The sequence below is a fragment of the Bacillus sp. FSL K6-0042 genome, from assembly GCF_038006685.1.
Taxonomy (GTDB): domain Bacteria; phylum Bacillota; class Bacilli; order Bacillales; family Bacillaceae_G; genus Bacillus_A; species Bacillus_A pseudomycoides.
Map to the genome: position 1 here is coordinate 1279311 of NZ_JBBOVS010000001.1, position 16449 is coordinate 1295759.

Below are 16449 nucleotides of genomic sequence, written 5' to 3' on the forward strand. Positions count from 1 at the left end.
TCATAATTTCTTATGTTGAACTTTTTTCAGAATTTACTGTATATAAAATTATACAGCAAGCACCTATATGTAGACTATAGTCTGTAGATAATTCATTCTCACTCTTTGAAAATAAAACTATACTGCGTTGGAGAGTGAGTCTCTTGGACATTGAACAAGCATTTGGATTTGTTATAAAAAAATACCGAACTGAACTTTCAATGAGCCAGGAAGAATTGGCTTTAGAATCCGGTTTAGATAGGACTTACATAAGTATGCTAGAAAGAGGAAAACGTAGACCCACTATAAATACGTTATTTTCAATTTCCAGCACATTAAATGTTAGGCCTTATAAGTTAATCAAAGAAATTGAAGAATTCATTGAACAATCCTAGCAAATTTAACTATAAAAAGAGGAGTAATCAAAAGAACACTCCTCTTTTTGTTTATTATTAGGCTCTGTTAATCTTTAGTGTTGATTGAGCCCTTTTGTATTTCTTATTGAACTAGAGAGCTCATTTTGTAGCTTTATAAAAAAATTGATTATGGATCTTTATCAAGACCTAAATCCTAGAAAGTCATAAAAAATAAAGGGTGATACATATTATACATGAATAATATGTATCACCCTTTTACTTCTTGCTTAACAATCACGCCCGATTGTTAAACCATCCAACATTGTTTGCGAACTACAAAGTAAAGGCTTAGTTTATTTTCTTTTATTTTTACCAAATTTCTCATTACCACGTTTAAAGTTACCCGTAATTTTAGCTACCAATAACTGTACTTCTGTTATATTATCTCCACCTTCTTTGATTCTTGCTATAAGACGCCCTGCCTCCCTATCCTTTACAATTTTAATTTGTTTACCTCCGTAATAGATTACTATCGTTCCTTTTTTCGTTATTTGATAAGCAAAAGGTTCTTTACTTAATCTGTTTTGTTTATTTACTTCGCTCACTGCACCGTCTCCCTACCTATTTTAGTTTCGAACAAGATTCAGACATGATTCGTTGCCGTCATTATGATACGGCTCAGCGTAATGTAGCTAAGTGAGGTTTTATTCTTCAAAGAAGTCCAAATCGATTTTTTTGGTAACAAAAACTTCTTCATCACTAACACCAACATTATATTTAAACATTAAGTCTGTTAGCTGTTGACCATCAATCAGTATTACTCGCTTATCAATAGAATTGGCATATTCAATTGCGCTTTGTGAAAACTTTGCAGTAGTAATAAAAATACCTTTTGATGCTTGTTTACCTACAAGGCTACCTACAAACGTTTGAATATCTGGTCTAGATACAGTAGATTCTTTCTTCCATCTCTTAGCTTGTAGATATATCATGTCTAGCCCTAAAACATCTTCCTTTATAATACCATCTATACCTTCATCTCCAGATTTTCCAATAGCTTTTCCCGCATCTTTAACAGACCCTCCGTAACCCATGGATATAATTAATTCAACAATCAATCTCTCAAAAAAGCCTGGTGAACAACTACGTATTTTTTCTAATAGTAAATCTTGAATTTCATTTTTTAATATATTAAAGTTCTCGCTCATCAGTTCTAATGGTGTTTTCTCTTCTGTATCTTCAATATCCGAATCAGTATTTTCTTTAGAAACTTTATTAATAAATTCATTAAAGCTTGCATACTTAGTTAAAAATTTTCGATCAATCTTTGTTATAGTCGGATCATTAAGTACTCTTAATCCTTCATCTGTTATTTGAAAAACAGCTCTTCTTACAACTTTTATCAACCCTGCTTTATATAGATGTGTCCTTGCCCACCCTACTCGGTTAACCAATAAGGTTTGTTTTCCGCTAGGAAGTGTCTCAGCAATATCCTCATCACTTAAATTGAAATATCTTGCTAAAATCGTATACAAATCTTGTAATCGATACTCTTGCCTATCTTCTAACTGATTCAAGAATGGGTACATAAAGTCTTGATAACCTGGTACTGCCATACGTTCATCCCCTTTTATTATCTTACTTCCACTATAACAAAATATGGATTTTAAATAGCTACTAAAATAGAAAAAAATAATACTTGAAAGTTGCTATTAATATAACACCCATATATTAAATTTTTAGTATAATAAAAGGATGATGGTATTAAGGAGGTTTTCAGCATGGCATACCAACCTGAAGCAGAACTTGAAAAAAAATTACATACCCAGCTTGTAAATCAAAGCTACAAATCGGTTAAGATTGCCGATTATGACGCATTGTTAGCCAATTTTAAGCAGCAACTCAATACATTCAATGAACATAAATTAAACGGAAAACCGTTAACAAATATAGAATTTAAGAGAATTCTTACATTAATTGAAGGCAAAAGCATATATGATTCAGCGAAGATTTTGCGTGATAAGTTATTGATTGAACGTGAAGATGGTACACAGTTATATGTAGAACTTATGAATACAAAAGACTGGTGCAAGAACTTATTCCAAGTAACTACGCAAACAACAGTAAAGGGTACCTATACAAATCGTTATGATGTGACCATTCTTATTAATGGTTTGCCGCTTGTACAAATTGAATTGAAACGTCGTGGTTTAGATTTTAAAGAAGCGTTCAATCAAATTCAACGTTATCGTCGTCATACGTTGAATGGTCTGTATCGATTTTTACAAATCTTTGTCGTAAGTAACGGAGTAGATACGAAGTACTTCTCCAACTCAGACTATGACATTCAGTTTGGCTTTACGTTCTTCTGGACAGATGAAAAGAATGAACTGATTACGAACTTACAAGATTTTGCAAGTGCGTTCTTAAAGCCGTGTCATTTAGCCAAAATGATTAGTCGTTATATGGTCATTAATGATACAGATAAAGCGTTAATGGTTATGCGGCCCTATCAAGTATATGCAGTTGAAGCACTAATACAGCGTGCAACAGAAACAAATAACAATGGATTCATTTGGCATACAACAGGTTCTGGTAAAACCTTAACCTCTTTTAAAGCTGGTCAAATCTTAGCAGATGAAGAAAGTATCAAAAAAGTATTCTTCCTTGTCGATCGCCAAGACTTAGACAGCCAAACCATTTCTGAATTCAACAAGTTCCAAAAAGGCGCGGTTGATCGTACAGATAAAACAGAAATTCTTATCGAGCAAATTCAAAATCCAATGAAGCGATTTATTGTTACAACCATTCAAAAAATGAATAATGCTGTTAAAAATCCTAAATATGCAAAAGTCATGGAACCATACAAACAAGAGCATGTTGTGTTCATCATTGATGAATGTCATCGCAGCCAATTTGGTGATATGCGAAAAGAAATTGATCAACATTTCCAAAATGCACAGTACTTCGGCTTTACAGGTACCCCACGCTTTGTCGAGAACAAGAGCCAAGATGGACGTACAACTGCTGACCTTTTTGAGAAGTGTCTGCATCATTACCTCATTAAAGATGCGATTCGTGATGGTAACGTATTAGGTTTCTCAATCGAATATATTCGTACATTTAACGCCAATATTGATGAAACAGATGATACAAAAGTACAAGCGATTAATACAGATGAAGTATGGCATGATGAACGACGTTTAAATCTCGTAGCTGACCATATTATTGATAATCATCCACGACGTTCGAAGAGTAAAGGTTATTGTGCAATGTTCGCAGTAGATTCCATTCCAACTTTAATTAAGTATTACGATATTTTTAAATCGAAAAATCACGACCTAAAAATCGCAGGTATTTATTCATATGGGCAAAATGAGGATAGTGATGGAACAGGTGAACATTCTCGTGAAGCGTTAGACCGCATGATTGCAAATTATAACAAAATGTACGACACAGACTTCTCGACAGAAATATGGAATCGCTATTTTTCTGATGTATCCAAAAAAGTAAAAAATGCCCAAATCGATATTTTACTTGTCGTAAAAATGTTCTTAACTGGATTCGATAGTAAGCCACTCAATACACTCTATGTAGATAAGAACATGGTGTATCACGACTTGTTGCAAGCATACAGCCGTACAAATCGTGTAGAGAAGTCGACTAAACCATATGGTAATATCGTTTGTTATCGAAATTTAAAAGACAATACAGATGATGCAATTAAGTTATTCTCTCGAACAGACAATGTTGATACCGTTCTAATGGGGAGCTACGATGAATACTTAAAAGCGTTCAAAGAGGCTGTGAAAAATTTACGAAACATTACAGTCATCCCAGAAGAAGTAGATGAGCTAGAACGTGAAGAAGACAAACGTCAATTCATCATTGCATTCAAAAATGTGACGAAACTACTTCAACGTTTACAGTCATTCTCTGATTTTGAGTTTGATGAAACTGAATTGAAGATTTCACAGCAAACATATGAAGATTTCAAGAGTAAATACTTTAAGGTATACGAAGATTTTAAACGTAGTGAAGTACCAAAAGAATCGATTTTGCATGACATCGACTTTGAGTTAGAGCTAATGCATACAGACAAGATTAATGTCAGCTACATTTTGAATCTGATTGCGAGCCTTAATACTGAAAATGAAAAAGAACGTGCCAAAGAGATTCGTTTCATCAAACAAGAATTAGACCATGCATCTGATCCGAAGTTACGTCTCAAAACTGAATTGATTAAAGGTTTCTTAGATAAGGTTGCGCCAATGTTAGCACCTGATGAATCTGTTATAGACGCATACAATCGTTATGAAGAAGAAATGAGTGAGCAGGAACTCTCAACATTTGCGAAAGAAGTACATATTGAAGATAGTGTATTACGTAAACAAGTATCAACGTATGAGTATTCCAATTTAATTGAAAAAAATGCGATTATGGATTCTTTATCAGGATCATTCTTGAAAAAGAACAAAGCAATCAAAGCCATTACATCATTTATCCGTGACTTTACTGAAAAATATGGCGCATAGACTATATATTTGATTAAAGAGCGCTAATCAGGCGCTCTTTTTATGTTATTTTAAAAAATATCAAAAAACGCCTTAAATGTATTGATATTTTTTAAAATATCATTTATATTTAAGGCACTAGATATGATATATTAAAAAATATCAAAAAAGTGGGGTGTGCGATGAAACTCTATCAAATTGCCGAATTTACACAAGGTGCATTTACAAACCGTTTAGAAACTTTAACTTCTGATATTGAAACGTCAAAAGTTAAACCTCTGTCATTAAAGGAATTCAACGAAACACTTGGTTTATCTTATCGAATTTCAAATGAAAAAAATGCGGAAATTACTGTACTGAAAGAAAAATTGGTACCACAGCTACTAACTGACACAAACAGTCTTATTCTACACACACATACACAAAAAATTGCTTTGTTACCTGAAAAATATAGTGGATTATTGTTAACAAATAACTTTATCAAAATTCAATTAACAAGTGATGTAGATGAAGCCTTTTTTGAATGGTACTTTAATGAACATCCATCCATTCAAAAACAATTGACGGTATTAAGTGAAGGAACAGTCATTTCATTATTGAAACTATCGCATTTAAAAGATTTAGAAATTGACTTACCACCTATCCGACAGCAAATTATGATCGGAAAAATCGCTCAGCTTAAAAAGAGAAAAGAATCACTAATGGCTGAAAAAGGTGAATTACAGCAGCTGTATATTCATCAAAAACTAATCCAAAGTATTACTAATAACTAATCCACCTTAGGAGGGAATTACGATGACAACAAGTGAAAAACAACGTCAGCAACAAGCTGAACTGCATAAAAAATTATGGACAATGGCAAATGACCTACGAGGTCAAATGGACGCCAGCGAATTTAAAGATTATATTTTAGGATTAATTTTCTACCGTTACCTTTCCGAAAAAGTAGAAGTACGTGCAAATGTATTATTAAAAGAAGATAATATTTCATTTGCAGATGCATGGAAAAACGAAGAATACCGTGAGGACTTAGCAGCGTACTTAATCGATGAATTAGGTTATGTTGTAGAGCCCCAATTCCTATTCTCTCACTTCCTTGGAGAAATCGAAAAAGGAGCTAATGGTAACTTTGACGTCGAAATGCTTCAAAATGGTGTCAAAGCGATTGAAGCCTCTACCTTAGGAACAGACAGCCAAGACGATTTCCAAAATCTATTTGATGATATGGACTTAACATCATCACGTTTAGGACGTACAGTAAAGGATCGTACAAACTTAATTAGTAAAGTAATTGTGAACATTGCAGACATTCCATTTTTACAAGATGATATAGAAATTGATATTTTAGGCGATGCTTATGAATATATGATTTCTCAATTCGCAGCAAACGCTGGGAAGAAAGCTGGGGAGTTCTATACACCACAGCAAGTATCGAAAATTTTAGCGAAAATCGTCACTGCTGGGAGAACGGAAATTCGCGATGTATATGACGGTACCTGTGGATCAGGTTCTTTGCTATTACGTGTAGGAAAAGAAGCGAAAGTACACAAATACTACGGACAAGAAAAGGTATCAACAACATATAACTTAGCTCGAATGAACATGTTGCTACATGATATTCCGTATCAACGCTTCAATATTGAAAATGCAGATACATTAGAAGATCCACAACATCTAGATCATCGCTTTGAAGCAATTGTAGCCAATCCTCCATATAGTGCGAAATGGAGTGCAGATGACAAATTTAAAGAAGATGAGCGTTTTAGTGCCTATGCGAAACTAGCACCAAAATCAAAAGCAGACTTCGCATTTATTCAACACTTTATTCATCAATTAGATGATAACGGTACAATGGCTGTTGTGTTACCACATGGTGTCCTATTCCGTAGTGCAGCAGAAGAAGCGATTCGTAAATACCTAATTGAAGAAAAAAATTACCTAGATGCAGTCATTGGCTTACCAGCAAATATTTTTTACGGTACAAGCATTCCAACGTGTATCCTTGTATTCAAAAAGTGCCGCAGGCATGATGACAATGTATTATTTATTGATGCTTCCAATGAATTTGAAAAAGGGAAAAATCAAAACCTTTTATCAGATAAACATGTTGAAAAAATCATCGCCACATTCTTAAGTCGTAAGACAATCGATAAGTATTCATACGCAGCGACACTAGAGGAAATTAAAGAAAACGATTATAACTTAAATATTCCTCGCTACGTGGATACATTTGAAGAAGAAGAGCCGATTGACTTACAAGCTGTTGCACAACGTCTGAAAGAAATCGATGACGAAATTACAGAAGTGGATCGTGAGTTAGAGAACTATTTTAAAGAGTTGGGGGTTTAATTTAATGTACCAACTTGATAAAATTATATCCCCATCTTCCCACTATAAATTAAAAGATATTGTAGAAAGAGTTGTTAATCCCGTTGAAGTGATTCCTGAAAAAAAATATACACAAATTGGGATTCGCTCTCATGGTAAAGGGATATTTATAAAAGAAGGAGTTACTGGTAAAGAATTAGGTAATAAACGTGTCTATTGGATAGAACCAAATTGTTTCATTGTAAATATCGTTTTTGCTTGGGAAAGAGCCGTAGCTAGAACAACATCTAATCTAAATGGTTTAGTAGCTTCACATCGCTTTCCTATGTATAAATTAGATGATACAAAAGTGGATTTAGATTACTTTACAAGATTATTTTTAACTAAAAGAGGACAAACACTTTTAGAATTAGCCTCTCCTGGAGGAGCAGGGCGAAATAAAACTCTGGGACAAAAAGAATTTTTAAATTCAGAAATCATTTTACCTAATATCCGAATACAAAAATTTATATCTTCATTCTTGGAAAAACTAGATAATAAAATCCACCTTCAACAAGTAAAGATCGACTTGCTAAAAGAACAGAAAAAAGGCTATATGCAGAAGATTTTCAGTCAGGAATTGCGATTTAAAGATGAGGATGAACAGGAGTTACCTAAGTGGGAGTTAAAGACTTTAGGAGATGTTATTAAAGTAAATTCAGGACGAGACTATAAGCATTTAAATTCGGGAAACATCCCTGTCTACGGTACAGGTGGTTATATGCTTAGTGTTGATAAATCTCTATCTGATGAAGATGCTATCGGTATAGGACGAAAAGGTACTATCAATCAACCTCAAAAACTAATAGCTCCATTTTGGACAGTGGATACACTTTTTTATTGTACTTCTAAGAAAAGTAACGACTTAGATTTTATTTATACTCTGTTTCAGTTTATAAATTGGGAAAAATATAATGAATCAACTGGAGTTCCTAGTTTATCAAAAAAAATAATTGAAACTATTGAATATGCAATTCCCTGTTATGAAGAACAAAAGAAAATTGGTGCATTTTTCAAGAAAAATGATGAAAGAATATTTTTAGAATTAGAAAAACTAACTGAATTACAAAACCAAAAACAAGCCTTCATGCAACAAATGTTCATTTAATGAAAACAGCACCGTCCATATATGTTGGAATGGTGCTGTATCTATTTTTCAGAAAAAACCTCATTTACTTATGGTACGGTTCCCCATTGTTAATGCTAAACTACATCTACAAAAATCTGGCCCGTTTGTTGTAGAAGGAGAACATCGTTCTCCTATTGACTATAACTTTTTATAAACATCTGCGTAAGCTACTTTCAGTTGGTCTCTTAATTGCTTGTTTTCATCTTCTAATTTCTTATTTTTCCTTTGAAGTGATGCGATAAGTGCACCCTTGTTGCTTTCATTCATTTCTCGCTTTGCTTGTTTCGGTGTAGGTACTTGTGATTGTTGCTGTCTTAGTTTTTCAATTCTTTCACGAATATCCACATTATTATACAGCGTTGCCTTAGTCACACCTGATTCATTTGATACGCTGTTAAAGTTTATTCTTTCATTGGCTCGTATGAGCCTTTTAATAGCTTCATCTACTTTCTGATGGGTGTTTGCTTTCCGATGGGCATGGATAGATTTTAAATGTTCAATACGGTCATATTTAGACATTTATGACACCTTGCTTTTGTTTTAAGCGTTCCAATCGACCAAAGATGATGTTACACCTTCAATAGTATTTAAAATGTTTTGATAGCGTTCTAAGTTCTTTTTGTTTTTTTCTACAATTTCTTCTCTCCCACGTTTTTCTAATGCTTCAACGGTCCTTGTAGTGGTTTTTATTAGTAGCTCATACTTTTGTTGATCTAATTCAGAAAAACCAATAGCTAAGTCCTTACATGGACTGCCACCGTTACACGTTAGACATGGATGTTCTTCGGCATAAGGACAATTTCCATTGATTCGTGCATGGCACGTTCCATATGGATTGTCTATCGCATTTCATTTTGCTCCGTTCTCTAATTCTCCCCGATCTACTAATCGTATACGATGTCCGTTCTTATGATCAAAAATAAAATCCTCAATGAACAATGAAAGCACTTCTCCAATACGTAATCCTGTTTCAAAAAGAATTTGAATTAATAATTTATCTCGAATATATGAAAAACTTGAGGATTAATAATCATTATTAACTTCTTATTACAAATAGCTAAAAGGTATCGAGTTTAAATTTTAAAAATGAACACTCTCATATAGAATTACTTTTCTTATTGAACTAACGGGGTGCTTTAGTTGAATAAGGGGATTTAAAACACTCAATCTTTTTTATAAAAAACAGTTCTTAAAAATAAAAGAAAGCTACCGTTTTGATCAATCTTTATTCAAAACGATAGCTTTTTATATGCAGTAAAATCAAGGGTTTAAGGTGATTTATAATCAAACTTTATTCTAAACCAACACATTTGTTTCATAAAACTGTTATTATAACTTTGTTGTGGTTCCTTAGCTAAAAACATTCGTCCTATTTCATTTTTTTAAGTCTTTCTAATTTTGAGATGGCTTGCTTTAATTCCTCACAAACTTCTTCATCATGTTCGCTCAATAGCTTGTTATGTAATATAGGTAAAACCGATTTATCACCAATTTTACTTAATACATAAACTTCATATCCTCGAATATCACCGTTTGAATCGTCAATACAGGTCAGTAAAGAACTTATTAATCTTACATCCGGAAAGAATATAGCTAATTCTGTTCCCCAGTATCTTCTACCTCCATGGCTATCTTGTATAGCCGTAATTAAGTGTGGAACTATCTCATCATTACTAAACTCACGCAAAATACATGTTGCATGTTCATTCACACCATAACAATCATCTACACTGAAGGGCATCATAATAGGTTCTATGTAACTTGGATGGGGATTGTCTTCAAAATATATAATTGCGCTCGCATATTCATCTTCATTTCAGTAAAGGTAAATTTCCCCTCAACACATTATTCGTCCAACGGGGAAAACTCCGCTATCGATTACTTAATACAGAGTGAGAATAACATCACCTGAATAAAAAGTTTACAATAGTTTGAAGAAAGCCCCTGTATTTTATTCGTACTGCTACATAGACTAATACCAGCGGAGCTGACATAGACCGCAAAATAATTATGTGTGAGTGAAGGGTAACTTGTTCACTATAATAATAGTATCAATTTAATTTTTCTATGGTGTTTAGCTCAACTTAATTCAACTAAATTAAAAAGCGTATTCCTAATTTCACTTTTATTTTTTACAATATTCTACTATTTCTTTCATAAAACTATAAGCATTAATATCTTTTGGCAATTTTTTTTTAAACAAATTTAAATAACTATATAATAAATCTTTATCAATGGTTGTTTGTGTTAAGGTATTTCCATCACCAACTATAAAAAAAGCATCATTTATCTCTTCATTATTAATATGAAATAAACCACTTATTAAATTTTTATTTACTTTTTTCAACCTTTTATTTTCTTCTCTTAAATGTGCCAACTCTTTAACAGAGACAACCTCTTCAGAATCATTTGCATTAGTTAATAGCGAGCTTGTATTTAAACGCTTTACAGCACGTTCATAAATAGAATTGTAAGTCTCCAACGACAAAGTAGCTTTACTTATTTTCAATCCTTTTTGTTCCTTCTTTTTTATTAATAAGTCTGTAAGAAAAGCTTTTGACATTTTTTCGCATTTTAAATTTCCTTTTATTATTGAATCAACAATCTCATCCACAGACTGTTCGATCTTTTTATAATTTTGCATAACTAATTTTTTACGAACTTCTAGCGCTTTTTTACGAACCTCTTCCATTTTTTTGAGTTTCAATCCTGTTTCTTCTTCAATCCACTTCTGAAGATTAGACTTATAGTACTCTTTTTTTGACAATGTATTAACAGCTATTTGCTTGTTTAAATCATTTGGAAATAAGTCTCTTGTTGTATTTGATATCATTTTATTGGAAATATTCAGAATTCCCTTCCCATCTAAATGGCGAATGGCAGCCCTAATCCCTTCTTCTTTTTCTCTCCGAAGTAAATCATTTTTATTATTCATTTAAATACCACCCTGTTTGTTTTTGAGCGATATAATAAAAGATTAATATCTTCAAATTCCCCATTCTTTTTTAATCCCTTAATATGTTTTATAATTTCTTTATCTAAATCACTCTGTCTATACTTGAGCATTAGATGATAAATAAATTTATCTGCCCGAGCTTCTTCCAAGCCAAAACCCGTTTTATTCGAAATAAGTGTTATCTCTTTAGCTGCTTCAATACTTTCAAAACGACTCACAAGGCTTAAAAGAGCATTTTCCAAAATCACTTTACCTCTTTTGGATATCATGCTCCGTTTAAATTTATTGATATTATTAATTTGATAATCAATCGCTTTTATTTGCTCTACTAATATCCTAGATATATTGTCTATCTTTTCCTCACTATACTGTCCAGCTCTAAAATCATTACACCCTAAACACGAAATACCAGTTGCTGAACAAGAAATAATTACTTCACAAGCTGTATTTTTATCAATATAGGCCTCCGCATCTCTTATCTCTATCCGATCATGCCTTTTTTCAAACTCACTTAAGTATTCATCAATATCTTTTAAGAGGACATACTCTTTTCTATTAACTTCCTTATCAATCACTTGATAATTAGAAGTAACTAATTCATTTTTTGCTCCATAATGATTATGTTCTTCCATCATTTTTGCTACTTTGAACATCATTGCTGTCGATTTTTGATACTCATCCTGACTATTTATATTCCTATGTCCTATATAATCTTGAATTTCATATTTATTTAGACCACCATGTAATAATAACCAATTTATCTTTGCGTGTCTAAGATCATGTGTAACAAATAAAGCCTTTCTTTTTTCCAAATTCCCTTGTAAGTATGGCATTCCTTCATATAGCTCTCTATTCAAAACATCGTAATGGGAACCACACACTATCCCATTTTTTAATTGAATTTCTATTAGTCTTATATAAACTGAAGTCGTATCGGTTTTCCCGTTCTTTCTATTAGGAAATAAGAATCTATCCTTCATCTCTAAACCATGATACATATTTTCAGCAGCTTCTATTGATTCCTTGATTATCTCAAAATGTATTAAATCAAACTCATAACGATTTTCTCCAATTTTTTCTCCCCTATACAATTCAAATGCTCTATCATTATTCCCTTTTAAAGTTTTAATCAAAATATAAGGTTCCTTATAATCAAGTGATCTTTTTACATCATCAAGCTTCAAATTACATATTTCTCCAACCCTTGCTCCAGTTAACATGATTAGCCAAATAAGACGTACATGTATAAAATGTATTTTTTCAGATTCTTTCATTTTCGAAAACCTATTTAATCTTGACTGAATAATTTCACTTCCTACTGAAGAAATTAAAGCTTTAATTCCAGTTTCCATAATTCCTGTATGATTTACATTTGTGGGCTTTCTAGGTAATTTACTTGAAGAAAATAGAGAAATAATTTTTTGATTATCATATCCTTCAAACAACACATCATTATAGAACTTCAAAATATCTCTTATAGACTGAAATTTCCCATGCGATTGAGAAATATTCACTAGTGCAAAAAAATCTCTATGTTGAACATTTACCTCACTAATTTTTGTAATGTTGTGTTCTACACAAATCCCTGTAAGTTGAGACCAATGAGTGATTATTACTTTTATTCTCTTAGGATCATATATTTTTTTGAATAGACACTCTTCTATAAATTTCGTACACACATCATAAAATTCCGTGTTAGTATAGCTTCCCATCTTTTTTTTGAAAAAAAGCCTTACATCTTCCACTATATCAATAGGTTTATTAGCCCACCTTTTAGATAAATACTCTATAACGTTATCTTTTTCACTCATCAAGGTATGTTCCTTAAAAACCGGGTAAAACAGCTGTGTGAATTCATTAAATCGTTTTCCTAAATTTCTTGCTCGATTTGAATGAAGCCTGTAATAATAAAGTAGTTGTACAACGATAGTCTCCTCATCTAACGCATCCCACTTATAAAAGATTACAATAGATATAATAAACCATTTATTTTTGTTTTCCTTAATATAATTAATATCAGGAAGTTCACTTAGTTTTAATAAGTCGTACAGATAGCATAATGCTTCAAACCTCCCCAAACCAATAAACCCTTCGGTATATATGTATTTTTCAATAAACTCTCTATTTATATCAATTCTATCGAAAATCATATTTAACAAAATATAATCCAAAAACACCTTCTTTTTTCTTTTTGAATACGAAGAAATAATAGTTTCACTTTCCTCTGAAGTTATTATTAATGGATTGATGAGTCCATCTTTGGCCCATAACTCAAAACATAAATTAATATTTGGAACAAATGAATTAGACACAAACCCAAAATGTTTTCTTAGAATTTTATACTCTTCAATCGTTAGTAACCCAGCAGAACGTTTACGTTTAGGAAGTTCTGATTTTACAAACTCCTTTTTTATGACTTTCTCCAATTTTTACACCTCCCGTTTTCTTTTCTTTGCAAGCATTTCCAATATTCGAGTTGGCGTGTAATTAAGTTCTTTTGTTAATCGTTCTGATAAAGAAGTAATTCTACTGCGTAAAGATTTTAAGTGGTCTATTGCTCGAATATCCCCAGAATATAGCTTATAAATTTCTTGAATTGTTTCATTACATCTGAGAATTTCATCAATCATCATAGGAACATCTTTGTCTTGTAAAATATGATCCGTACAACTTACACACGTAATATTTTCTTTCAATTTAGGGCAACTAAAGTTAATACACATACCAAAATATGCTGCTCCCTCTGGAACAAGTCCTCTATTTCCATCTACATGTGGTAAATAATCTAAGATACTTTTAAATGATTTATTACTGGATAATTTCTCTAAGACATCATCACCTATAATGCCATAAGGTAAAGTAAGTAATTTAATCACTTTATCAATATTTGGATTAGTTAAGTCCACTTCCAAATCTTTTTTTATTTTCTCTTTTATCGAATGTGTATGCATTTTCGCATCTACATTCGAATATTGCATAACATCAGGTAAACTTTTCATAAAAATCAATTTACCTTCTGTTAATAAATCTAATAGTGCAGACCAATTATATTCCTTTGTCATTAAATTACTTCTATGCCTCAGCAATCTCTTAACTACCATCTCTTTATATTCATAGTCGTCTCTATATTCAAAATCATAATAACTCATACAAAAGAAAAAATACTCTGCACTTCTATGTCGTAAAGCATGAAATCTCTCTCCAGGTTGTCGAGATATATTAGCTTGTTTACAAATTTTATCTAGATGTCTTGTTAGGGTTTGTTCGCTAATATACGTTACTTTTTTATGCCTTGGATGTATATGTACAAACTGTAAAACATACTCAGCTTGTGACTTTACCTTCCCTTTTGTCCTATCTAAAATCGGCAGTGCTATTAGACTGTCTTGATATTCTCTTCGTATTTTCATACATTTCTCCATCATTTTAGCCGTTTCTTTTCCAATGGGTACGACACCAAACCTTTCAAATAACTTTGACCAGCCTAGCACGCAAATGTGAACATCCTCTTCTTTTAAGTATGATAGTGCACCATATGGGGCATTGATAACCTCACTAACCCGAACACCGCTATCTGCAATAACTCTTAGCATTGTTGTCATTTGTAATTCATTAAAATACTTGATAGTTCCTGGTTCTTCTTGAATATTATAGTTATAAATAGCTCTTACTAATTGATCCACTTCAGCTATATCATGTTTCAATGTACCCTTTCTTATTTCTTCATTCATATTTTCTTGTTTTTTGATACTATATTCCATCAGATTCAATGTTTGATTGGCAATATTCACTGATCCATTTAGATTATTATTCCAACGATAAGTCTTGTTCTCTGATCTTATTTCATAATTTTGAAAAGGGAAATTTACAATCAATCGTAAAAAAGCTCCCGTTTCAAATGTTATTTTTAACTCTTGCAAAATCGTACAAAAATAGTTTACTCTTCTCCATGCTGTTTGTTTTTTCAGCCCATTAGCAGCTGCATATTCTAGATAACAATCGATCCATCTTTTTAAATTTTCAACTGTTAAGTATTCAATTTTTTTAATATCTTTAGGCTTATGTTTCAATAGTTCTTGAGCTTTTTGGTATGCATTTATTCCTCTTCGGTTCATAATCAAATAGTTTCTATACGATTTAAATACATATACTATTTCATCCTCTAATAGCAAAACTTCTTGATCATAAGAATTAATTAATTGTAATCCCCCTTCAATACCCAACTTTTGATAATATATATAATTCAAAGCTACTATATCATTGTTTTTTGACAACTCAGAATATTTAATATACAACAGATTCCTTATATCAAGATCTTTAAACTTTATTTTCTCCCAATCATTTCTAATTTCACCTTCAGCATTTAGAAGGAGAACGATGACAAAATAATATAAATTATTCGTACGTTTTAATAACGTAAATCTCTTTTTCTCATTAATTAAAGGTATTAGCTCCTTTTCAATTGAGTCTGTATTTTTAGTGTAAGATAATATAACTTTTACATAGCAATTGATATTTAAGCTGTCTAATGTTTTTAAACTTTTCGTTTTATTAATATTTTCAGTTATAGAATTATAATAAAACTTTTTAAAAGCACCAATAGAAGTATCCATTTGAATTTTGATATTATGTTTTAAGGCTATACAAAATCCGACAGTATTAATGCACATTGTCATATGCGGTTTAAAACTCGCCTTCCCTTTTATACTAAATTCCACCATTTCCTGTGTTACTAATAATGAATCTAAAACATGATTTAAACATTCTGTTATATATACAGCTATACGGTATTTATGAGTCTCAGTTAATTTTATATAATCGGCGGCCTTATATTTTTCTATCTGATTTAGTATTTCAATAACCTCATCTCTAGAAATCAAATCATTCGAAGCTTCCCACTGTATACTTGTATTTGGCTTCAATATTTTTTCTCCTAACCAATACAGCACAGCTATATTGGCATCATCATCTATTTCACCATCAACTACCCAGCCATCTTGTCCTTGATATCTCATAGGTGTATGGATTTTCAATATTCTATAAAAATTACTTTCACTGACTCCCATTTTCGTAGCTATATCCGATATTCTCTTATTATCTTTTATCAACATATCTTTAATGTCTTTTAATAACATATTTCCCCCCCTC

Annotated in this window: 12 protein-coding genes and 2 pseudogenes; 5 read left to right on the forward strand and 9 right to left on the reverse strand. The window is 31.9% G+C overall.

All coding sequences use genetic code 11. The features are described from left to right. Positions 1–143: 143 nt before the first annotated feature. Positions 144–374, forward strand: coding sequence for a helix-turn-helix domain-containing protein (locus MHH45_RS06770; RefSeq protein WP_088094585.1), 231 nt, complete (start codon positions 144–146; stop codon positions 372–374). Between the two features lie 314 nt (positions 375–688). Here MHH45_RS06770 and MHH45_RS06775 read toward each other — a convergent pair whose 3' ends face one another. Together MHH45_RS06775 and MHH45_RS06780 are read right to left on the reverse strand one after the other, a co-directional pair. Further along, complete coding sequence (locus MHH45_RS06775; protein ID WP_088094586.1) at positions 689–940, reverse strand: hypothetical protein; 252 nt, start codon at positions 938–940, stop codon at positions 689–691. Positions 941–1039: 99 nt separating this feature from the next. Then, positions 1040–1951, reverse strand: a complete 912-nt coding sequence (locus MHH45_RS06780) for a restriction endonuclease (protein WP_088094587.1) — start codon at positions 1949–1951, stop codon at positions 1040–1042. A 165-nt stretch (positions 1952–2116) separates the two neighbouring features. Here MHH45_RS06780 and MHH45_RS06785 point away from each other — a divergent pair, with 165 nt between their 5' ends. The 4 genes from MHH45_RS06785 to MHH45_RS06800 all read left to right on the forward strand — a co-directional run bounded on the left by MHH45_RS06785 (position 2117) and on the right by MHH45_RS06800 (position 8324). Next, positions 2117–4870: a type I restriction endonuclease subunit R gene (locus MHH45_RS06785; protein WP_088094588.1), complete on the forward strand. Its 2754-nt coding sequence runs from the start codon at positions 2117–2119 to the stop codon at positions 4868–4870. A gap of 161 nt (positions 4871–5031) precedes the next feature. Next, the gene (locus MHH45_RS06790) at positions 5032–5622 is read left to right on the forward strand and encodes a restriction endonuclease subunit S (protein ID WP_088094589.1); all 591 of its coding nucleotides are present in this window, start codon (positions 5032–5034) and stop codon (positions 5620–5622) included. 22 nt (positions 5623–5644) lie between these two features. Then, positions 5645–7198 (forward strand): type I restriction-modification system subunit M, encoded by a 1554-nt coding sequence (locus MHH45_RS06795; protein WP_088094590.1) that lies wholly within the window; start codon positions 5645–5647, stop codon positions 7196–7198. Between the two features lie 4 nt (positions 7199–7202). Continuing rightward, positions 7203–8324: a restriction endonuclease subunit S gene (locus tag MHH45_RS06800; RefSeq protein WP_140386107.1), complete on the forward strand. Its 1122-nt coding sequence runs from the start codon at positions 7203–7205 to the stop codon at positions 8322–8324. Between the two features lie 159 nt (positions 8325–8483). On the opposite strand, the gene MHH45_RS06805 is transcribed toward MHH45_RS06800, so the two are convergent. From MHH45_RS06805 to MHH45_RS06830, 7 genes and pseudogenes are all read right to left on the reverse strand, one after another. Continuing rightward, on the reverse strand, positions 8484–8864 hold the full coding sequence (locus MHH45_RS06805) for a DUF6262 family protein (protein ID WP_088094591.1): 381 nt from the start codon (positions 8862–8864) through the stop codon (positions 8484–8486). Continuing rightward, positions 8857–9194, reverse strand: a pseudogene (locus tag MHH45_RS28030) (tyrosine-type recombinase/integrase); the annotation flags it as partial. The pseudogene MHH45_RS28030 and the gene MHH45_RS06805, both read right to left, overlap by 8 nt. Positions 9195–9197: 3 nt before the next feature. Beyond that, a pseudogene (locus MHH45_RS06810) lies at positions 9198–9350 on the reverse strand (tyrosine-type recombinase/integrase); the annotation flags it as partial. A gap of 364 nt (positions 9351–9714) precedes the next feature. Then, on the reverse strand, positions 9715–10056 hold the full coding sequence (locus tag MHH45_RS06815; protein ID WP_249922738.1) for a HEAT repeat domain-containing protein: 342 nt from the start codon (positions 10054–10056) through the stop codon (positions 9715–9717). A gap of 414 nt (positions 10057–10470) precedes the next feature. Then, positions 10471–11280 (reverse strand): hypothetical protein, encoded by an 810-nt coding sequence (locus MHH45_RS06820; protein WP_088094592.1) that lies wholly within the window; start codon positions 11278–11280, stop codon positions 10471–10473. Next, positions 11277–13727 carry a tyrosine-type recombinase/integrase gene (locus tag MHH45_RS06825; RefSeq protein WP_088094593.1) on the reverse strand — a complete coding sequence of 817 codons (2451 nt, stop codon included), beginning with the start codon at positions 13725–13727 and terminating at the stop codon, positions 11277–11279. The genes MHH45_RS06820 and MHH45_RS06825 overlap by 4 nt, the downstream gene beginning before the upstream one ends. 3 nt (positions 13728–13730) lie before the next feature. Then, the gene (locus MHH45_RS06830; RefSeq protein ID WP_088094594.1) at positions 13731–16436 is read right to left on the reverse strand and encodes a site-specific integrase; all 2706 of its coding nucleotides are present in this window, start codon (positions 16434–16436) and stop codon (positions 13731–13733) included. Positions 16437–16449 lie beyond the last annotated feature (13 nt).